At 53.3% G+C, this 19,126-nt stretch carries 16 protein-coding genes and 1 pseudogene; 13 read left to right on the plus strand and 4 right to left on the minus strand.

What is annotated here, in order from left to right:
* Nucleotides 1–34 precede the first annotated feature (34 nt).
* The gene (locus GRPL_RS19895) at nucleotides 35–1,687 is read right to left on the minus strand and encodes an alpha,alpha-trehalase (RefSeq protein WP_032690349.1); all 1,653 of its coding nucleotides are present in this window, start codon (nucleotides 1,685–1,687) and stop codon (nucleotides 35–37) included.
* A 250-nt stretch (nucleotides 1,688–1,937) separates the two neighbouring features.
* Nucleotides 1,938–3,086, minus strand: a complete 1,149-nt coding sequence (locus tag GRPL_RS19890) for an iron-containing alcohol dehydrogenase (protein ID WP_032690350.1) — start codon at nucleotides 3,084–3,086, stop codon at nucleotides 1,938–1,940.
* A 122-nt stretch (nucleotides 3,087–3,208) separates the two neighbouring features.
* Here GRPL_RS19890 and GRPL_RS19885 point away from each other — a divergent pair, with 122 nt between their 5' ends.
* Nucleotides 3,209–3,832: a glutathione S-transferase family protein gene (locus GRPL_RS19885; protein WP_032698598.1), complete on the plus strand. Its 624-nt coding sequence runs from the start codon at nucleotides 3,209–3,211 to the stop codon at nucleotides 3,830–3,832.
* A gap of 16 nt (nucleotides 3,833–3,848) precedes the next feature.
* On the opposite strand, the gene GRPL_RS19880 is transcribed toward GRPL_RS19885, so the two are convergent.
* The gene (locus GRPL_RS19880) at nucleotides 3,849–4,865 is read right to left on the minus strand and encodes a LacI family DNA-binding transcriptional regulator (protein WP_032690352.1); all 1,017 of its coding nucleotides are present in this window, start codon (nucleotides 4,863–4,865) and stop codon (nucleotides 3,849–3,851) included.
* Nucleotides 4,866–5,045: 180 nt separating this feature from the next.
* Here GRPL_RS19880 and hisD point away from each other — a divergent pair, with 180 nt between their 5' ends.
* The 12 genes and pseudogenes from hisD to GRPL_RS19825 all read left to right on the plus strand — a co-directional run bounded on the left by hisD (nucleotide 5,046) and on the right by GRPL_RS19825 (nucleotide 17,632).
* Nucleotides 5,046–6,353, plus strand: coding sequence for a histidinol dehydrogenase (hisD, locus tag GRPL_RS19875; RefSeq protein ID WP_032696956.1), 1,308 nt, complete (start codon nucleotides 5,046–5,048; stop codon nucleotides 6,351–6,353).
* Between the two features lie 100 nt (nucleotides 6,354–6,453).
* A pseudogene (locus tag GRPL_RS28555) lies at nucleotides 6,454–6,819 on the plus strand (GntP family permease); the annotation flags it as partial.
* A gap of 1,248 nt (nucleotides 6,820–8,067) precedes the next feature.
* Nucleotides 8,068–9,261, plus strand: coding sequence for a serine hydrolase domain-containing protein (locus GRPL_RS19865; protein ID WP_080718622.1), 1,194 nt, complete (start codon nucleotides 8,068–8,070; stop codon nucleotides 9,259–9,261).
* Nucleotides 9,262–9,512: 251 nt separating this feature from the next.
* Nucleotides 9,513–9,977, plus strand: a complete 465-nt coding sequence (locus GRPL_RS19860) for a PTS sugar transporter subunit IIA (protein ID WP_032690355.1) — start codon at nucleotides 9,513–9,515, stop codon at nucleotides 9,975–9,977.
* A gap of 39 nt (nucleotides 9,978–10,016) precedes the next feature.
* On the plus strand, nucleotides 10,017–10,298 hold the full coding sequence (locus GRPL_RS19855) for a PTS sugar transporter subunit IIB (protein WP_032690356.1): 282 nt from the start codon (nucleotides 10,017–10,019) through the stop codon (nucleotides 10,296–10,298).
* Between the two features lie 8 nt (nucleotides 10,299–10,306).
* Nucleotides 10,307–11,704 carry a PTS galactitol transporter subunit IIC gene (locus GRPL_RS19850; RefSeq protein WP_049267930.1) on the plus strand — a complete coding sequence of 466 codons (1,398 nt, stop codon included), beginning with the start codon at nucleotides 10,307–10,309 and terminating at the stop codon, nucleotides 11,702–11,704.
* A 79-nt stretch (nucleotides 11,705–11,783) separates the two neighbouring features.
* A complete protein-coding gene (locus tag GRPL_RS19845; protein ID WP_032698599.1) occupies nucleotides 11,784–13,298 on the plus strand; it encodes an FGGY-family carbohydrate kinase in 1,515 nt (504 codons plus the stop codon).
* On the plus strand, nucleotides 13,295–14,329 hold the full coding sequence (locus tag GRPL_RS19840) for a zinc-binding dehydrogenase (RefSeq protein ID WP_032698600.1): 1,035 nt from the start codon (nucleotides 13,295–13,297) through the stop codon (nucleotides 14,327–14,329). Before GRPL_RS19845 ends, GRPL_RS19840 begins: the two co-directional genes overlap by 4 nt.
* A gap of 189 nt (nucleotides 14,330–14,518) precedes the next feature.
* Nucleotides 14,519–15,256: a GntR family transcriptional regulator gene (locus GRPL_RS19835; RefSeq protein WP_032690359.1), complete on the plus strand. Its 738-nt coding sequence runs from the start codon at nucleotides 14,519–14,521 to the stop codon at nucleotides 15,254–15,256.
* A gap of 11 nt (nucleotides 15,257–15,267) precedes the next feature.
* Nucleotides 15,268–16,128: a class II aldolase gene (locus tag GRPL_RS19830; RefSeq protein ID WP_032690360.1), complete on the plus strand. Its 861-nt coding sequence runs from the start codon at nucleotides 15,268–15,270 to the stop codon at nucleotides 16,126–16,128.
* Between the two features lie 23 nt (nucleotides 16,129–16,151).
* Entirely contained in the window at nucleotides 16,152–16,421 is a 270-nt protein-coding gene (locus GRPL_RS0125535) for an HPr family phosphocarrier protein (protein ID WP_032696952.1), read from the plus strand.
* Nucleotides 16,422–16,576: 155 nt separating this feature from the next.
* The gene (locus tag GRPL_RS19825; RefSeq protein ID WP_032698602.1) at nucleotides 16,577–17,632 is read left to right on the plus strand and encodes a galactitol-1-phosphate 5-dehydrogenase; all 1,056 of its coding nucleotides are present in this window, start codon (nucleotides 16,577–16,579) and stop codon (nucleotides 17,630–17,632) included.
* Nucleotides 17,633–17,685: 53 nt separating this feature from the next.
* On the opposite strand, the gene gorA is transcribed toward GRPL_RS19825, so the two are convergent.
* Nucleotides 17,686–19,038 (minus strand): glutathione-disulfide reductase, encoded by a 1,353-nt coding sequence (gene gorA, locus GRPL_RS19820; RefSeq protein WP_032698604.1) that lies wholly within the window; start codon nucleotides 19,036–19,038, stop codon nucleotides 17,686–17,688.
* Between the last annotated feature and the right edge of the window lie 88 nt (nucleotides 19,039–19,126).

A 19,126-nucleotide genomic window follows, 5' to 3' on the forward strand; every position in this document is an offset into this window, starting at 1 on the left:
ATAGCAGGACATGAATTGTCGGAACAGCACCTGGTTATAAGGGTTCTCCGTACAGCCCTATCAGCCGACGCGCCACGCCGTTCGTCCAGCCGAAGCCATCCTGTAACGGATATTCGCCGCCGCCGCCTTCGTGGGCAACGCCGCCGGCGATGTGGTACTTCTCAATCAGCTTATGGTGCTGCTTATAGAAATGGTTCACCGTTTGCAGCCAGCTGTGGGCAATTTCGTCGCCGAGCGGGTCCTGGCCGTACAGTTTAAATCCCTGTATCGCCATCCACTGTAGCGGCGCCCAGCCGTTGGGCTTATCCCACTGTTCGCCGCTGTCATATTCGGTGGCCATGATGCCGCCGGGAGTCAGCAGGCGGGCGCGGACCGCATCGGCGAGCCGCTCGGCCTGTTGGTGCGTAGCCATGCCGACATACAGCGCTACGATGCTGGCGGCGGAGAAGAGCGCCTGCTGTTCGCGTCGCCAGTCGTAATCCCGAAAACAGCCGCCCTCTTCATCCCATAAATAGCGGTTTACCGCGGACCGGCGATCGCTGGCTTTCTGGCGAAAAGCCGTTTCCGTTTCCCGGTCGCCTTTCAGGCCGGATAGATTGGCAATGGTGTTTTCCAGTTTGAATAAAAAGGCGTTTAAATCGATCGGAATAAACTGGGTCGTACGGATGCTTGCCAGCCGGGTGATATCGCGCAGCCAGCGGCTGGAATAGTCCCAGCCGGAGGCCGCCCCGGCGCGCAGGTCCCGGTAGACTTCGTTGGCCGGGCGGCCGGAGTGGCGCGCCGTTTCCACATCTTCCCGCCACGATTCATCCCGCGGGGTATCGCGGTCGTCCCAGTAGCGATTGAGTAACGATCCGTCCGGCATGCGCACCGTGTGGCGATAGGCCTGGTTCGGGATCAGCGATTCGGCGCCATCCATCCAGAACTGATACTCCAGTTTCAGATGGTCGAGATAGCGCCGCGCGCCGCGCACGCCATCCTCCTCAAACAGCTCAACCATCAGGGCAAACACCGGCGGCTGCGAGCGGCTGAGGTAGTAGGTACGGTTGCCGTTGGGGATATGACCGTAGGTTTCAATCATCCACGCGAAGTTGTCCGCCATACATTTCAGCAGGTCTTCGCGGCCGCTTTCCGCCAGCCCCAGCATAGTAAAGTAGGAGTCCCAGTAGTAGGTTTCGCTAAAGCGCCCGCCGGGCACGATATAAGACTGTGGTAGCGCCAGCAGCGATGACCAGGGAATATGATCCTGCGGCTCGCGGGTGAGAACGGGCCAGAGGTTATCGATATGCTCTTTCAGCGATCGCCGGGGATCGGACACGTAGTCGTCAGTGCGGTTGTCCGGCATCCAGAAGTGCTCTTCAACAAACTGGCGCAGGTCGAATCCAGGCTGGTGCTTCACCCGCCGGTAGTGGATCAAGATATCCAGCGGGTCTTGCTTTGGCGCGCAGTCGGGGAAGGTTTTGCTGTCGGCAAAGATGCGTGATTTCTGCACATGCGTAAAGAGTTCCAGATAGCGGTCGGCAGGCGTCAGGGCATCAGAGGCCGGCAGGCCTTCGATGATCTCCGGCTCCGGTTCGGCATCGAACATTTCATCCAGTTTTAACTCATACGGATCGGCTTCGTAGCACAGATCGCGCTCGATCTTCGGTTTATCGCCATTCTCGTTGCGTAATGTCTGGCTGGACATAGTGATACGGACCTCCGGATCGCGTCAGTTCAGGGCGCCGGGCCTCTCCCGGCCTGACTATTAAGCTTAGTCATTCGCTTCGGTGTCTGGAAATAAAAGTGTGCGTCAGGTCACGTTTTTTAGCGATGAGTTTAGGTAGAGACGTGGCTAATTTATTGATTTTTTTATATCAAATTGCTCCGGGTCGGAGGGGGAAATTCGGAGCAATCGTTTTGCAACAAAATCTAATTATGCCGGATAAAACGGGGCGTCACTCCCACGCCGCTTCCAGCATCTCCAGCAGCTGCTCGCTATCCAGCTGCACCGGATTCGCTTTCATGGATGAGGAGCTGCTGGCTGCCAGCGCAGCAGGCTCCAGGGCCTCGTGCGGTACGCCCAGTTCGCGCAGATTCCCCAGCCCGGCGCCGCGGCTCCATTCGCGCAGGCTATCCCAGGCCGTCTCCGGCTCGACGTCCAGCCCGTCGGCCAGCCACTGGCGGACTTCGTCAAAGCGTTCGCGGATAGCCCTGTTGCTGACCTGCGACTCATTGAGCGCCAGGCCGTAAGGCAGCAGGCTGCCGCAGAGTGCGCCGTGGGAAGCATGGCTCAGTCCCCCCAGCGGGCCGGCCAGCCCATGAATGACGCCAAGACCAGCATTCGCCAGCGCCAGGCCGCCGCACAGGCTGACCCAGGCCATCTCATCGCGGCTGTCCGGGCACTCTTTTTCCATCAGCGTGCGGAGCGCTTTGATTCCGCGCGGAATAGCGGCCCGGCACAGCGCATCGGTAAAAGGATTGGCGCGGGTACAGAGCCAGGGCTCAATGAGCTGGGTAATCGCGTCAAGGCCGGAGCCGAGCGTCACCGCGCGCGGGGCGTTATCGGTCAGCGCCGGGTCGACGATGGCCAGCTCCGGCAGCATCCGATCGTCGCGCAGGCTGACTTTTCGCCGCTGCTGAGGGACGTTAATCACCGCATTTTTCGTCACTTCTGCCCCGGTACCGGCGGTAGTCGGGATAGCGACAAACGGCAGCGGATGCCCTTCTAATACCCGGCCGTTGCCCACCACTTCCAGATACTCCATCACCGGGCCCGAGGCCGGCACCAGCGCAGCAATCGCTTTTCCTGCGTCGATAACCGCGCCGCCGCCGAGGCTGACCACCGCCCCGATGCCATTTTCCCGCGCCAGACGCACCCCCTGTTCAATATCTTCCAGCGTCGGCTCATGGGCTACGGATAGCGTCATCGCTTCAAGATGATGGGCGCGCAGCTCGGTGAGTAAAAAACCGGCCCGCTGCGCGCTGGCGCCGTGGACCAGCAGTACCTTCGCGGTACGCTGGGCCAGCCAGGGGGCAGCGCTACGGGCAAGGCCGCGGCCAAAACGGATATTGCCGGGCGTGAAAACAGTAAACGGAGTCAGCATGGCGGGTTCCCTGTGTCAGCAAAAAAGACTGAAATCAACTATACACATTATCCGGCAGGCTGCCTCTTTGTCGCCGGATAGAGTAGGGTGGAAGTCACGTTCCTTCGCTTAAGGATGTCACGATGCTAAAAATACTGGGCAAACGCTCATCAATTAACGTTCGTAAAGTGTTATGGACCTGCGATGAAGTCGGTCTGACCTATCAGCAGGAGGATTACGGCAGCGGTTTCCAGCCGGTCGATAGCGCCGAGTTTCGCGCCCTGAACCCAAACGGCCTGGTGCCGGTGCTGCTCGACGATGACTTCGTGCTATGGGAGTCAAACAGCATCTGCCGCTATTTGACGCGCAAAGCCGGACGTGAGGATCTGCTACCGGTGACACCTCAGGGCGCAGCGGATGTTGAGCGCTGGATGGACTGGCAGGCCACGGAGTTTAACAATGCCTGGCGCTATGCATTTATGGGTCTGGTGCGCAAAGACCCGCGTTTTCAGGATCCGGCGGCGATTAAGGAGAGCATCGCTACGTGGACCCGCTGTGTTCACATCGTTGAATCACAGCTGCAGCGCACCGGCGCATGGATCGCCGGCCCGCAGTTTACGCTGGCGGACATCGTACTGGGTCTGTCGGTACATCGCTGGAAAATGACCCCTTTTGCCCATCCGGAGCTGCCGGCGGTTGAGCGCTGGTATATGATGCTCAATCAGCGGCCGGCGTTTATGCGCCACGGCAATAACGGTACGGCGTGACGGTCGACTCCAGGAGTTAACGCCGCGGCCGGGTACTGCCCCTGATAATGAGCTTGCCTTTCAACACGTGCTGCACGGGGGCCGCCTCCGCACTATCCAACTGCGTCTTTAATACCGCGATCGCCGCTTCCACCATCTCCGAGAGCGGCTGCACCCAGGTGGTGAGATCGATCAGCGGCCAGCTGGCCATCGCGATATCGTCAAAGCCGACGACCGAAATATCGTGGCCGGCCCGCATACCCATTTCGCCCACCACGACGTTTAATGCCGCGATCGCCATCATGTCATTGGCGCAAAACAGCGCATCCGGCGGGTCTGGCAGGGCCATCAGCCTGCGGGTGGCGTTCATCGCTTCTTCAATCGACCACATCCCGCTATCGCGCAACGGGGGCCTGGCCCCGCGCGTATCCAGCCGGTGGCGAAAGCCGGTTTCCCGGTCGCGGCTGGTGGATGAGGTATCTCTCCCGGCAATAAACGCCAGCTGCCGGTGGCCGGCATCCAGCAGAAAATCGGCAATCGCCGCGCCGCCGGCGAGGTTGTCGCTGGTGACGCTGGAGACGGACTGGCTGTCATTTTTACGATTGAGCAGCAAAACCGGGAGCCCGAGGTGCTGGCACTCCTGGGCGAAGTGGGAAGAGAGGCTGCTGGAAACCAGCACCAGCGCTTCGACGCGATGGCGCAGGATCTCCTCCATGATCGGCGTGGTATCGTCATCGCGATACATGGAAAACAGCAGTACCCGATATCCCATCAGATTAAGCTTATGCGAAAGCTCATCGAGGACGGCCGAATAGAACGGATTGACCAGTCCAGGTACCACAATGCCTATCAGATTGGAGCGGCGGGTGATCAGCGATTGCGCGATAAAGCTCGGCCGATAGCCGAGCTCTGCGGCGACTTTGCGCACTTTCTCCCGGGTGGCGGGCGATATTTTCGCCCCGTCGGTAAAGGCTCTGGAAACTGCAGATTGCGAGACACCCGCCGCTTTCGCAACGTCATAACTTGTCACCGCTCGTTTGATTGAACCTGCCATTCCTTTGTCTCCCGCTAACGAATGCCTCGTCATTATGCGTGAATCTGCCCCGCTGTCACTCATTTTGCGATCTGCGTTGCATTCGAATGCATTGATCCTTTTCATCACATCTTATTCACGCCAGGATACAAATGAATTCGAATGCATTAGCATTTTATTAACATCATAGTGAGGCAAATTATGGCGACCTGGATCAAACGCGGGGCTGAATCTGAAGCGGTAAAAACGCACGATCGTTCCGTTCGTGAAGCGGTGGAAAAAATTCTGGCGGACATTGAAGCGCGCGGAGACGCCGCGGTACGCGAGCTGTCGATTAAGTTCGACAAGCTCGACAGAGAGGACTTCCGTCTCAGCCAGCAGGAGATTGACGACTGTTATGCCCAGCTCTCCGCACGCGATATTGCGGACATCCGTTTTGCCCAGGAGCAGGTGCGCAACTTTGCTCAGCATCAGCGTGACAGCATGAAAGATATTGAGGTGGAGACCTTACCGGGAGTCATTCTGGGCCATAAAAATATTCCGGTCAGCGCGGCGGGCTGCTACGTCCCGGGCGGCAAGTACCCGCTGCTGGCCTCGGCGCATATGTCGATCATTACGGCTAAAGTGGCCGGCGTGCCGCGCATCGTCACCTGCGCGCCGCCGTTTAACGGTAAACCGGCTCCGGCCATTGTGGTGGCGCAGCATATGGCGGGTGCGGATGAAATTTACTGTCTGGGCGGTATTCAGGCGGTGGCGGCGATGGCGGTCGGCACTGAGAGCATTGCTCCGGTCGATATGCTGGTGGGGCCGGGAAATGCGTTTGTTGCCGAAGCCAAGCGACAGCTGTTCGGCCGCGTCGGTATCGACCTGTTTGCCGGGCCAACCGAAACCCTGGTGATTGCCGATGAGAGCGTGGATGGCGAAATCTGCGCCACCGACCTGCTGGGCCAGGCCGAGCATGGCCTGGATTCACCGGCTATTCTGCTGACCACTTCCGGGAAGCTGGCGCGCGAAACCCTGGCGGAGATTGAGCGTTTGCTGGCGGTGCTGCCGACGGCGGAAATCGCTCGTCAATCGTGGGATAAATTTGGCGAGGTTATCGTCGCCCAGGACAAGGAAGAGATGTTGAAGATTGCCAATGAGCTGGCCTTCGAACATGTGCAGGTCATGACGGAAGATCCTGACTGGTTCCTCGCCAATATGCAGAACTTCGGCGCGCTGTTCCTTGGCCCGCGTACCAACGTGGCCTATGGCGATAAGGTTATCGGGACTAACCATACGCTGCCTACGCGCAAAGCGGCGCGCTATACCGGGGGGCTGTGGGTCGGCAAATTCATCAAAACCTGCACTTATCAAAAGGTACTGACCGATAGCGCTTCCGCGCAGATTGGCGAGTACTGCTCGCGTCTGTGCGCGCTGGAAGGGTTCTCCGGACACGGCGAGCAGGCCAACGTTCGCGTACGTCGCTATGGCCATAAAGATGTGCCTTACGCCGGTATCCCCGAGTGAGCATTCAGCACTGAAGCGGAGGGCAGGATAAGCCCCTCTGGATAACATCGGCCGCCATATAACTCGGAGAAAAGTGGCGGCCACGCTGATGGATAGCCCTATGGACGTATTGATTGCCTTACTGGCGTTAGGAGTATTGATGTTAGCCGCCTATCGTGGCTACAGCGTGATCCTCTTTGCCCCCCTGGCCGCACTTGGCGCCGTTTTGTTAACTCAACCGGCGGCGGTTGCGCCTGTTTTCAGCGATATCTTCATGGATAAGCTGGTTGGGTTTGTGAAGCTCTATTTCCCGGTGTTTTTGCTCGGGGCGGTTTTCGGCAAGCTGATTGAGTTTTCCGGCTTTTCCCGCTCGATTGTCAGCGCCGTGACCCGCTTAATGGGCCAGAACAAGGCGATGCCGGTGATTATCCTGGTGTGCGCTCTGCTGACCTACGGCGGCGTTTCGCTGTTTGTGGTGGTCTTCGCAGTCTATCCGTTTGCCGCTGAAATGTTCCGTCAGAGCCAGATCCCTAAACGCCTGATGCCGGCCACCATTGCGCTGGGGGCCTTTACCTTCACCATGGATGCCCTGCCGGGTTCGCCGCAGATCCAGAACATCATCCCGACCACCTTTTATGGCACCACCTCCTGGGCCGCGCCGTGGCTGGGGATTCTCGGATCGGCCTTCGTGGCGATCGGCGGCTGGCTCTATCTCGAAGCAATGCGGCGTAAAGCGCAGCGTAACGGGGAAGGTTATGGCACAAATTTAGTGAATGAGCCGGAAACCCCGGCGGACCTCAATTTGCCGCATCCGTTTATCGCGCTGTTGCCGCTGATGGTGGTCGGTATCGCCAACCTGATTTTTACCTGGCTTATTCCTCTGACCTACGGCGGCCATTTCCTGATTGACCTGCCGGGGCTGAAAGCGCCGCTGACAAGCGATGTCAAAAAGATGGTCGCCATCTGGGCCGTCATGGCGGCGCTGTTGTGCGGTATTGTCACCATCTTTTTGTTTGCCTGGCGCAGCCTGAAAGGCAAGCTGGCGGATGGCAGTAAGGTGGCGGTCGGCGGCGCGATGCTCGCGTCGTTGAATACCGCATCGGAGTACGGTTTTGGCGGCGTCATCGCTGCGCTGCCGGGGTTTGTCCAGGTGGCCGATGCGCTGAAAGCTATCCCTAACCCGCTCATTAATCAGGCGATCACCATCAATATTCTCTCCGGGATCACCGGCTCGTCCTCGGGCGGCATGAGTATTGCGCTGGCGGCGATGGCCGATCGCTTTATTGAGGCGGCCCATGCGGCGGGGATCCCGCTGGAGGTGATGCACCGCGTCGCGTCGATGGCGGCGGGGGGAATGGATACGCTGCCGCACAACGGGGCGATCATCACGCTGCTGGCGGTGACGGGGTTAACTCATCGTCAGGCCTATAAACCGATACTCGGGATTACGCTGTTTAAGATTCTCGGGGCGTTTTTCATTATTGGCGTTTATTACGCGACGGGACTGGTGTAACGAGACCAATCAGAGCAGACCGTCTGGCAGCGTGTCAGACGGTCGTTCAGACGTTTTTCAGCCTGTTCGCTTTGCAATGACCGTTGACTGTCGTTACGATCTCTGACTCTTTATTCTCCCCTTGATTTCAGTACGGCAGGAAGGTGTGGTTTGAACAGGCAGTTGAGCCCTGTGCTATTGGCGTCGCTGCTGCTTGTAGGATGCTCCGGAACGCTTTCACAAATGAGCGTCCCCTCAGATGAAACCAGCCTGGTCGGGCAAAATAGCCATGTTCTGCCCATCGATGCGTTCGTCAGCCGCTATATGCAACGCAAGCAGGTCAGCGGCGTGGTGGTGGCGATCATTCATCACAACGGTCCGGCGGAGTTCCACTGCTATGGTGTGACCGATGCCAAAAACCGTTATCCCATTACCCCGGATACGCTCTTTGCACTGGGTTCGCTGAGTAAAGGCACCACCGCCGAGGTGATAACCCTGCTGGTCAACGAGGGGCGACTGCACTGGGACGATACGCTACTGACGTTGTTACCGCCGGGTACGCCGCTGAGTGATGACGCGAAAAAAATCACCTTGTTGCAGCTGGTGACGCACACTTCAGGCCTGCCGCGCCAGCCGATGAACCTGCTGTCGCTTGAGCATTTGCTGGTTTATCTGAGTGATGGCGAAAATTTCTATCACGAACTGGATAATGAGCGGGTACTGAGTTACCTGAGCACCTTTAACGCGCCGCTGAGCCATGAGCCGGAATACTCCAATCTGGGCTACGCAATTCTGGGTTATATCCTTACCTATCAGACCGGCGAATCCGTTGCGGCGCTGGCCTCAAGGATGATTTTCCAGCCGCTGGCGATGAGAAATAGCAGCTATCTTCCGCAGACCCTGCGCGAATATCCCCGGCGGGCCCTCGGCCATGCCGGCGACCAGCCGAAGTTTAAACCTCGCGGCGCGCTTACGCCGGACTGGCAGTTCAGCAACAATATGGTCGGAGCGGCGAACCTGTACAGCGATGCTCGCGATCTGATCGAATACGCCCGCGCCCATTTTTCTCCGACCCAACATGCCGCGCTGGATAAGGCTTTTGCCGACGTCAGCGTTGATTACTATCCGCGGGAAAAAGAGGCGGCCAATATCGCCTGGGTGACCGATACCCTCGCTGGGCAAAGAATCACCTATCAGGTGGGTTATATCGGTGGCTATTCCAGCTATATCGGTTTTGATAAGGCTAATCAGAATGCGGTGGTGGTGCTGCAAAACAGCTTTAACTGGAGTAACTACATCGGCCACGCTATTTTGCAAAATCGGCTATCAGCACCGTCGGTAAGTCCCCCTCTGTCTGGCGAACAGGTCAACCCCTGTAGCGGATATGACAGCGTATACCAACGTCCCCCGTTGTCTGAGCGGTCCTCACACCTGTAGGCGCGTCCCGTCACTCTCCTGAAGACTGAGTAAATGGATTTCTATCTACATGATAAATAATGTTTTTATTTTTACTCTGTCTTCTTGAATATCTTTTGTGTGATGCATAGCACAAAAAAAAGCCAGCGCTATTGAAGCAAGTTCGTACCAGGTATAGCTTTAAATCACTTGAACATGGTTGTACATAGACAACCATGACTGACAGTAGATATGTTACACGCAAATCTCTCACCGGGACCCGAGGTGTTTTTATGTCCATTGCAACCAGTCTTGATAACGATTTTATATTGCTAAACCACCCTGGGGGTGAGCGTGAAACGTTGTTTGGCGAGGTAGGCAACCTGCTCTATAGGCATGGCTTTGTCGAAAGTACTTATCTTTCTGCCTTAATCAGCAGGGAAGAAAATAATCCGACGGCGATGCAACTGGAGAGAATTGGTGTCGCGATTCCTCATGTGGATGTTGAGCATATTAAAGAGGAAAAACTGGTTGTAGTGACCTGCCCGGAAGGGATTGAATTTAAGCAGGCAGAAGATCCCGATGAAGTTATGTCGGTACAGGTTATATTTTTCCTGCTGTTAAAAGAAAAAGATGCGCATATTGATTTTCTCATGAAAATGATCGGCTTGTTCAGACAAACTGACAAGATGGATGCGATTTTAAAAGCCAGTTCACCTTCAGTGGTGAAGACACTCCTCGAAGAAGTCATTAATTAAAATAGCAACTACACCTGATAAATGTACCCGGAGATTACGATGAACAAGAAAATTATTTTTGCATGTACCAGTGGTATCGCTACTTCCGCCGTAGCAACAGAGAAAGTTGTTCAGTATTGTAAAAGCCAAGGTATTAATGTTGACCCCATTCAGTCAAATATCGGAACTATTGGTAAACAGGACGGTATGGCTGATTTAATTATTGTTACTTCAGCGGTAAAAACCGAACTGACCACCCCGGTTTTGAATGGCCTTCCACTTCTGACCGGTTTTGGTGAAGAAGAGTTACTGGAAAAAATCGTAGCCATCCTTAAAAAATAAAGGTGAGCATGATGGATAAAGTATTTTCCGCAGTCCAGTTTATTCTGGGGCTCGGTCCGACGATCATGTTGCCGATAATTATTTTTATTATGGCAATGTGCCTGCAGACCGGTTTTAGCCGGGCATTACGCTCGGCCCTGACAATCGGTATGGGCTTCATCGGCATCTTCCTGGTCTTTGGTTTACTGGTCGATAGCCTTGGCCCGGCGGCGAAAGAGATGGTTAGCCACACCGGCATTGATTTACCGGTCGTCGATCTGGGCTGGACACCGCTTGCGGCTATTGCCTGGGCTTCACAGGTCGCGCCGTTTGTCGTGCCGATGACCATCGGTATCAACGTACTTATGTTAACCCTGAACTGGACTAAAACGGTCGATATTGATGTCTGGAATTTCTGGCACTTCTCTATGGTCGGCGCCATGGTATATGGAGTTACCGGCAGCTTCTTCTTCGGGTTACTGATTGCCGGCGTGACGGCGGCTATCACCTTTGTGATGGCGGACTGGTGCGCGCCGATGATCCAGAAATACTTCAATCTACCTGGGATTTCACTGCCCACATTGTCGTCCGTCATCTTCTTCCCGATCGGCGTGCTGGGAAATATGGTGCTTGATAAAATCCCTGGTATTAACAAGCTGAATGCTGATCCGGAACAGATCCAGAAACGATTTGGTGTTTTCGGCGAGCCGATGATGTTAGGGGTGATTCTGGGGGCAGGTATTGGTCTGCTGGCAGAATACGACCTGAAAGGTGTGTTGAACCTGGCTATGAGCCTTGGGGCAGTCATGCTGATTATGCCGCGGATGGTAAAACTGTTGATGGAAGGGCTGTTGCCATTATCAGATGCCGTCAGAAGTTTCCTGCGTAAGCGTTATCCAGACCGTCACGATCTTTATATTGGTCTCGACATTGCGGTCGCCGTGGGTCACCCATCCGTACTGTCGACCGCTCTGTTACTGATTCCGGTTGGGGTGCTCCTTGCCGTTATTCTGCCAGGCAACAGACTGTTACCGTTGGGCGATCTGGCTAATATTTGGGTACCAATATCGATGGTTGTACTGGCCTGTCGTGGGAATATTGTCAGAGCATTTATTATCGGTATTCCTTGTCTTGCTGTGAACCTGTATGTGGCATCAGCGGCGGCGCCGATTCTGACTAAAATTGCCCGAGATATGAATTTCCCCATCAAAACCGATGGTGAAATATCAAGTCTGCTTGATGGCGGTAACCCTTATCGGTTCTGGGCGGTGAAAGTCTTTGAAGGTAATGGAATTGCTTTGGCTCTTATCCCGGTCATATTCCTGTTATGTCTGTGGCTCTATCGTGTAACGAAAAAACAGCTTCAGGCAGAAGAGGCGGCTGAAAATACAGAAGTCTCGACGAGTGATATTCCGCTAGCGAAATAATCCTGCTGATTCTGAGGCAGAGATGTTCTGCCTCAGAATAAAAACAAACTATGTCCCTTGCAAAAAGAAGGGGAGAGTAATGTATACGATCGGAATCGATGTTGGTACGACAAATTGTAAGGTGTGTTTGTTTCAGGTTCCTTCGCTTGATTTAATTGAACAGTATAGTTTCAGGACCGCCAAACTTATTGATGGCGATAATACCGATTTTGACGTCCGCCTGATATGGGAGGGTATTGTCCATGGCCTGAAAACGATAACTGGTAATCGACCCGATGTGACAGATATCCGCGCCGTTGCTGTTGCCAGCGTTGGGGAAGCCGGCGTGTTGCTCGATGAGTATGATAATATTATTGGGCCATCTTTAACCTGGTATGATACCCGGCCAAAACGGCAGCTGGAGAGTATTATTTCGGCTGTGGATGTTGAAAGTATATATGAAATAACCGGTATCCCGGCGCATTCAAATTACAGTATTAATAAAATTAGATGGTTGCATGACAATATTAAAAATGCCGCAGATGGAACAAAGTGGCTGTGTCTTGCCGAATATATTGCCTTTAAATTGTCAGGCATAAAACGCTCGGAGTACTCCCTGGCCTCGCGGACCATGGCATTGAATATCACGGAGAGAGGTTGGGACGAAACGATGCTGGCCGCGGCCAAACTTTCCCCATCCCTGTTTAGCCCGCTGGTTCATGCCGGAACGTCGATAGGCCATATCACCCCAGAGGTTGCCGGCCTCACCGGGCTGGCGGACGATGTGCAGGTTGCCATTGCCGGGCATGATCATATGTGTGGTTCTGTCGCCGTCGGCTTGAATAACGAAAACCAAATATTGAATTCTACCGGCACCACGGAAGGATTGTTGGTGGTGACCGAGGCCGTCAACAACAGCAGAAGCTTTTTCCGTGCCAGGGTCTCTAACGGGGTCCATGTTTTGCCGGGGCTTCATTCACTGTATGCTTCGCTGCCTTCGGCTGGCTACGCCATTGAATGGTTCAGAAACCTGTTTGAACTCGATATGCCTGCTTTTCTGCGCATGGTGGATACGCTGAGAAATGAAAAAGATCGGGTTGTTGCAGGCTCACTGGACGGCATTTTTATTCCTCATTTGCGGGGTAGCGGGCCGCCGGACAGGAATACCTGGTCCAGGGCGTTGATTTATGGACTTGATGATAAATCCCGGCCTGAAGATGTTCTGCGCTTCGTTTTCCAGGGCTTGTGTTTTGAACTGAAAAATCTTCTCGATTTGTATGAAACCCTGACAGGGCGCCACTACCCGGTCGTCAACGTCATTGGTGCGGCGTGTAAAAACCCCTACTGGCTACAGCTGAAAGCAAACATTCTGAACAGGGAAATTGTCGCCTGTAATGTCGATGAGGCCGTGAGCAAAGGGGCGGCAATGCTGGCGGCAAAAGCCGTCGGAGTGGATATGGATAACTGTGCCCTCACCGCGCCGGCAGAGCTGAAAAATTATCGGCCAGAGCCTGAGGTTGTCGCACATTATCAGCAAATTTTTAGCCAGGTGTATAAACCGCTTTATGAATCCAAGATGCGTGCTGAGCATCTTTGTTATGGAGTTAGCCAATGAAAGCCAGCGTCTACTACAGCAAAAATGATATTCGTTATGAAGATATCGCGGTGCCTGAAATAGGCGATGGCGATATGCTCATTAAAATGCACTCCTGCGGTCTGTGCGGCACTGATATTCATAAGGCGCAGCACCAGACCGTAACGGGGCCTGTTATTCTCGGCCATGAAGTCTCTGGCGAAGTTGTGAAGGTCGGGAAAAACGTGACCCGCTACCGCGTGGGCGAACGCGTGGTAACCGCTATTCACGTTCCTTGTTTTAACTGCCACTACTGCGACAGAGGATATTTTACCCTCTGCGATCAATTTAAAAAAACCAATCTTGAGCCCGGTGGTTTCAGTGAGTTCATTCGTATCCCTCAGCTACACGTTGAGCATCTGACGCATCGAATTGTGGAGCAACTCGACTGGGATCGTGCGGCGATGATCGAACCGGTGGCCTGTTGTTTACATGGTCTGAAATTAGCAAATATCCATGCAAAAGATACGGTGCTGGTATTGGGTTCCGGCACCATTGGCCTGGTCAGCGCACAGCTTGCCGCGCTGAAGGGGGCATCAACCGTCATCGTTTCCGACCTTTCGCGCTTCAAACGTGAACTGGCGTTGAAAATCGGCGTAACCCATGCGATCGACCCGGCGAATGAAGATCTTGAAACGCGGGTAGCTGAAATAACCGATTGGAAAGGGCCCGACGTGGTGATTATTGCGGCCGGCGTGTCGTCATTAGTTTCTCAGGCGGTGAACGTGGTGCGGCGGGGAGGTCGGGTCGTTGTATTCTCGCCATTTGATAAAAACCCGGTGGTGGAAATTGATGCCGGACGCCTGTTCCGGGATGAAATATCCATCGTTGGCACATACTCCCTCACCCCTTACGACATGAAAGAAGCGATTGAGATCGTTGAAAAAGACAAAATCAATACCAGAGAGATGATCACGCATACCTGGCCTCTTTCTCGTCTTGAAGAAGCAATTGAGTTTGCGGCAAATCCTGAAAACGACGTACTGAAAATAATTATTAAATCTGAGGGTTAAGCGGGGGAGCCCCTTCCCGCTCAACGGTCGGGAGGGGGCCGATATGCCACGTAACGCTTTGTTACAGGGAGAACAGGGGGTTGGGCTGAAACTGTGAAGTTGATCATATAGTTAGATTTTTAAAAAACTCTGTATTATCGTAACTTGTTCATACTTGTATACAGATGATCTACACAGGAGAAGCACAACATGAGCACCATACTGAAAGATTCAGAAATTCCGTTGTATATGCAGGTTTCTGAATGGATCCGTGAAAACATCTATAAAGGGGAGCTGGGCAAAGGCGATCGTATTCCTTCTGAGAATCAGATTATGGAAATACTGCAGGTCAGCCGGGGCACCGTAAAGAAAGCGGTCACCATGCTGGTCAATGAAGGTTTGCTGGTCCAGGTTCAGGGGAAGGGGACATTTGTAAAAAAAGAAAATATTTCTTATGCCCTTGGCGAAGGTTTATTGTCTTTTGCTGAATCACTTGAAAGTCAGCATTTGTCATTTACTACTGAAGTTATTACTTCATATATTGAGAAAGCGTCGAAAAGTGTTGCCGAGAAATTAAGAATTGAGCCTGGCGCGCCTATTCTTTACCTTAAACGTGTACGTAGCGTGGAAGGTGAGAGAGTGATGCTGATTGAAAACAGAATCAACATTGCACTCTGCCCTGGAATTACTGATGTTGACTTTAATAAACAAAATTTGTTTCCAACGGTTGAAGAGTTATCTGGTCAAAAAATTGTCTATTCGGAAAGCCGTTATGCAGCAAAAATTGTTGGTAGCGAACGTGGTCATTATTTAGAAGTCAATGAAGATGCCCCCGTTTTGCACCTCGAACAACTTGTTTTCCTTGAAAACAAAATGCCATTTGATTTAGGAAACGTCTGGTTAAAATCAGATAAATATTATTTAGGTACTATTCTTCAACGAAGATAGAGGATAATGCTATGCCATTAGTTAACGGTAAAATCTTGCTGGATCGTATCCGCGAGAAACGTGTACTTGCCGGTGCATTCAATACCACGAATCTGGAAACCACCATCTCGATTCTCAATGCTATTGAGCGCTCAGGGTTACCAAACTTCATCCAGATTGCACCGACCAATGCGCAATTATCAGGCTATGACTATATTTATGAAATCGTTAAACGTCATGCTGATAAAATGGATGTGCCGGTTAGCCTGCACCTCGATCATGGTAAAACTTTTGATGATGTCAAACAGGCCGTACGGGCGGGTTTTACCTCCGTTATGATTGATGGCGCAGCATTTTCCTTCGAAGAAAACATTGCGTTCACCGCCGCTGCCGTTGATTTCTGTAAATCATATGGCGTTCCGGTTGAGGCTGAGCTGGGGGCGATTTTAGGTAAAGAAGACGATCATGTCAGCGAAGCCGACTGCAAAACGGAACCAGAAAAGGTACGGACATTTGTTGAACAGACCGGCTGCGATATGCTGGCTATCTCCATTGGCAACGTCCACGGTCTTGATGATGTCCCGCGTATTGATATTCCGCTGCTGCAGAGAATTGCTGAAGTCTCGCCGGTCCCTCTGGTCATTCACGGCGGTTCAGGAATTGACGAAGATATCCTGCGTAGTTTTGTGAACTATAACGTGGTCAAGGTGAATATTGCCAGCGATTTACGTAAAGCCTTTATTACCTCCGTTGGCAAAGCTTATCAACAGAACAATAACGAAGCCAATCTGGCACGAGTTATGGCATCGGCAAAACAAGCCGTTGAAGATGATGTCTACTCTAAGATTCTTATGATGAATAAAGGGCATCAGTTTCTACGCCAGGCATCCTGAAAATTATTAGAGCTAAGTGAATTATGATTAGACAAAGCGTCAGAGTCGTCAACAGTACCGGACTTCACGCCAGGCCAGCGGCCACTCTTGCCCGGATCGTGAAGAAATATACCTCATCATTAACGCTGGTCAATGAAGGGCGAGAGATTCAGATAAAAGGCATGATGAGTATTCTTGGTGCTGGCGTAAAGGGTAATACCATGATTGATATTATCTGTAATGGCGAGGATGAACATGAATTAATGAGTGAATTAAAAACTGCTTTCGCTGCGGGCTTTGGCGAAAAAGAGTAATTCACGAAATAAATTATGCCCCTGTATTTTGGGTGAGATTCACATCAGCAACAGAGGCTCGCTTATGCAGCCTCAACGGCTTTCTGTTGTCGTTTCTCACCCAATGGCTCACTCGCTTTATGACTCTCATTCACTTTTTATCCGGGAGTGATGATATGAAAGCATTAAATCTTTATTCGCGACAGGATGTGAGATATGAAGAGACGATCCAACCCGACATTGAAAATGATGACGATGTTTTAATTAAGGTCCAGGTTGCGGGCATCTGTGGCTCCGATATTTCTCGTTTTGGCAAACTGGGATCTTATAACCCTGGGCTGACCTGGGGGCACGAATTTTCTGGTGAAGTGGTGAAAACCGGTCCTGCTGTGAAGGAAGTGAAAAATGGCGATCGCGTGACGGCCTGTAATTGCTTCCCCTGTTTTCGATGCAAATATTGCCAACAAGGGCGCTATTCGCAGTGCATCGATCTCAACGTTCTCGGGGGACATAAAAACGGCGCTTTTGCTGAATATATTGTGGTGCCGTCGCGTAATGTTTTACTTCTGCCTGCGACCATGGATTTTGCGACGGCAAGCTTTATTGAACCTTCCAGCGTAGTGGTACACGCTCTACGCCAGGTCGATATGAAAGTTGGCTGCCGGGTGGCGGTGGTTGGCTGCGGTACCATCGGGCTGCTGGCAGTACAGTGGGCCCAGGTCTGTGGTGCCGGGGAAGTATTTGCTTTTGATACCGATCGAAAGAAGCTCGATATCGCCAAAGAGACCGGGGCCAGAGATGTTTTCTCGGTCGAGGATGAAGGCTATCTGTCCCGTTTTCATGAGCTCACAGAAAGCTCCGGCGTAGATATCGTTATTGAGTCTTCAGGGCATCCCGCGGGGATTGCCAGCGCAATGCTTCTGGCGGCGAAAGGTGGGGCCGTGGTCCTCCTGGGTATTCCTTATGGCGACGTCGCTTTCCCCCGGCTTAACTTTGAGAAAATCATCCGCAATGAAATTAAAGTGCTGGGTTCGTGGAATTCTATTTCAGCGCCTTTTCCAGGCCCGGAGTGGGAAACATCGATTAAGTACCTCAGTTCCGGCGTCATTGATGTTCAGCCTTTAATCACTAAACGCGTCGCGCTTAAAGATGTTCCGGCTATTTTTCCCGGGTTATATCAGCGGGAAACGTTTTTTGTAAAAGTCCTGATTGAGATAGGCGATAGCGCCTGAAGGTATCACGCAATGAGGTTTAAAAGCCCCGTGAGAACACGGGGCTGAGAGGATTAACGCATGGTTACGAACTCTTCCGCGGCCGTCGGGTGAATCGCCACGGTATTGTCGAAGTCCTTCTTGGTGGCGCCCATTTTCAGCGCCACCGCAAAGCCCTGCAGCATTTCATCCATGCCGAAGCCGATACCGTGAATGCCGACAATCTTCTCTTCCGGGCCGACGCATACCAGCTTCATGCGGCACGGCTGGCGGTGCGAGGTCACGGCGGTATACATGGCGGTGAAAGCGGATTTATAGACCTTCACGGCGTCATCGCCATACTGCTCGCGCGCCTGCGGCTCGGTTAAACCGACGGTGCCGATCGGCGGATGGCTGAAGACTACGGTCGGGATATTGCTGTAATCCAGATGCTCTTCCGGCTTGTTGTTGAACAGGCGTTCAGACAGACGACGACCCGCCGCTACCGCCACCGGCGTCAGCTCCACCGCCCCGGTGTTATCGCCCACGGCATAGATCCCCGGCACGTTGGTGTTCTGGAATTTATCCACCACGATATAGCCTTGGTCGTTGGTTTTTACGCCAGCGGCTGCGAGGTTGAAATTATCGGTCTCCGGCTCACGCCCAATGGCCCAGATCAGGCAATCCACGGTCTGACTCCGGCCATCTTCCAGCTGAAGCGTCAGGCTGCCGTCCGAGTTTTTCACTACCGCTTGCGGAATGGCGTGAGTGTGCAGCTGCGGCCCTTCGCTGTTCATCACTTCGACCAGGGTATCGACGATCAGCGGATCGAAGCTGCGCAGCGGCGCATGTTTACGCACGAACAGGTGCGTTTCGGCGCCGAGGCCGTTAATGACGCCAGCCAGCTCAACGGCAATATAGCCTGCGCCCACCACGGCGACGCGCTTCGGCAGGGCCGGCAGCTCGAAGAAGCCGTTAGAGTCGATGCCGTACTCAACGCCCGGAATAGACGGATGGCTCGGACGGCCGCCGGTGGCGATCAGGATATGATCGGCGGTGATCGTTTCGCCATTCACTTCCACGGTTTTGGCATCCACAAAACGGGCGAAGCCTTTGATGACATCAACCTTGTTTTTGCCTAACACGTTGTCGTAGGAGGTGTGGATACGGTCGATATACGCGCTGCGGCTGGCCACCAGTTTGTCCCAGTCGAAGTGGTTAATCGTGGTATCGAAACCGTAGTCCGGGCCATACAGATGAATCGCTTCGCGAATCTGCGCCGCATGCCACATGATTTTCTTCGGTACGCAGCCGACGTTGACGCAGGTGCCGCCCAGATCTTTAGCTTCAATCAGCGCGCACTTCTGGCCATACATTGCCGCACGGTTGATGGAGGCGATGCCGCCACTGCCGCCGCCGATAGCGATGTAATCATAATGTTTGCTCATAGCCTGTATCCTTAGAAGACCTATCCTGGTAGGCCCTTAATCGTTGAATGACCGCGATTGTAGCGCGAGGCGTAAAAGGTTCCACCGA

The sequence above is a fragment of the Klebsiella planticola ATCC 33531 genome, assembly GCF_000735435.1.
GTDB lineage: Bacteria > Pseudomonadota > Gammaproteobacteria > Enterobacterales > Enterobacteriaceae > Klebsiella > Klebsiella planticola.

What these genes read in the sequence shown, in the direction of transcription:
- GRPL_RS19895 (WP_032690349.1), bottom strand. Translation starts at nt 1,687, where the DNA reads ATGTCCAGCCAGACATTACGCAACGAGAATGGCGATAAACCGAAGATC.
- GRPL_RS19890 (WP_032690350.1), bottom strand. Translation starts at nt 3,086, where the DNA reads ATGCTGACTCCGTTTACTGTTTTCACGCCCGGCAATATCCGTTTTGGC.
- GRPL_RS19885 (WP_032698598.1), top strand. Translation starts at nt 3,209, where the DNA reads ATGCTAAAAATACTGGGCAAACGCTCATCAATTAACGTTCGTAAAGTG.
- GRPL_RS19880 (WP_032690352.1), bottom strand. Translation starts at nt 4,865, where the DNA reads ATGGCAGGTTCAATCAAACGAGCGGTGACAAGTTATGACGTTGCGAAA.
- hisD (WP_032696956.1), top strand. Translation starts at nt 5,046, where the DNA reads ATGGCGACCTGGATCAAACGCGGGGCTGAATCTGAAGCGGTAAAAACG.
- GRPL_RS19865 (WP_080718622.1), top strand. Translation starts at nt 8,068, where the DNA reads ATGAGCGTCCCCTCAGATGAAACCAGCCTGGTCGGGCAAAATAGCCAT.
- GRPL_RS19860 (WP_032690355.1), top strand. Translation starts at nt 9,513, where the DNA reads ATGTCCATTGCAACCAGTCTTGATAACGATTTTATATTGCTAAACCAC.
- GRPL_RS19855 (WP_032690356.1), top strand. Translation starts at nt 10,017, where the DNA reads ATGAACAAGAAAATTATTTTTGCATGTACCAGTGGTATCGCTACTTCC.
- GRPL_RS19850 (WP_049267930.1), top strand. Translation starts at nt 10,307, where the DNA reads ATGATGGATAAAGTATTTTCCGCAGTCCAGTTTATTCTGGGGCTCGGT.
- GRPL_RS19845 (WP_032698599.1), top strand. Translation starts at nt 11,784, where the DNA reads ATGTATACGATCGGAATCGATGTTGGTACGACAAATTGTAAGGTGTGT.
- GRPL_RS19840 (WP_032698600.1), top strand. Translation starts at nt 13,295, where the DNA reads ATGAAAGCCAGCGTCTACTACAGCAAAAATGATATTCGTTATGAAGAT.
- GRPL_RS19835 (WP_032690359.1), top strand. Translation starts at nt 14,519, where the DNA reads ATGAGCACCATACTGAAAGATTCAGAAATTCCGTTGTATATGCAGGTT.
- GRPL_RS19830 (WP_032690360.1), top strand. Translation starts at nt 15,268, where the DNA reads ATGCCATTAGTTAACGGTAAAATCTTGCTGGATCGTATCCGCGAGAAA.
- GRPL_RS0125535 (WP_032696952.1), top strand. Translation starts at nt 16,152, where the DNA reads ATGATTAGACAAAGCGTCAGAGTCGTCAACAGTACCGGACTTCACGCC.
- GRPL_RS19825 (WP_032698602.1), top strand. Translation starts at nt 16,577, where the DNA reads ATGAAAGCATTAAATCTTTATTCGCGACAGGATGTGAGATATGAAGAG.
- gorA (WP_032698604.1), bottom strand. Translation starts at nt 19,038, where the DNA reads ATGAGCAAACATTATGATTACATCGCTATCGGCGGCGGCAGTGGCGGC.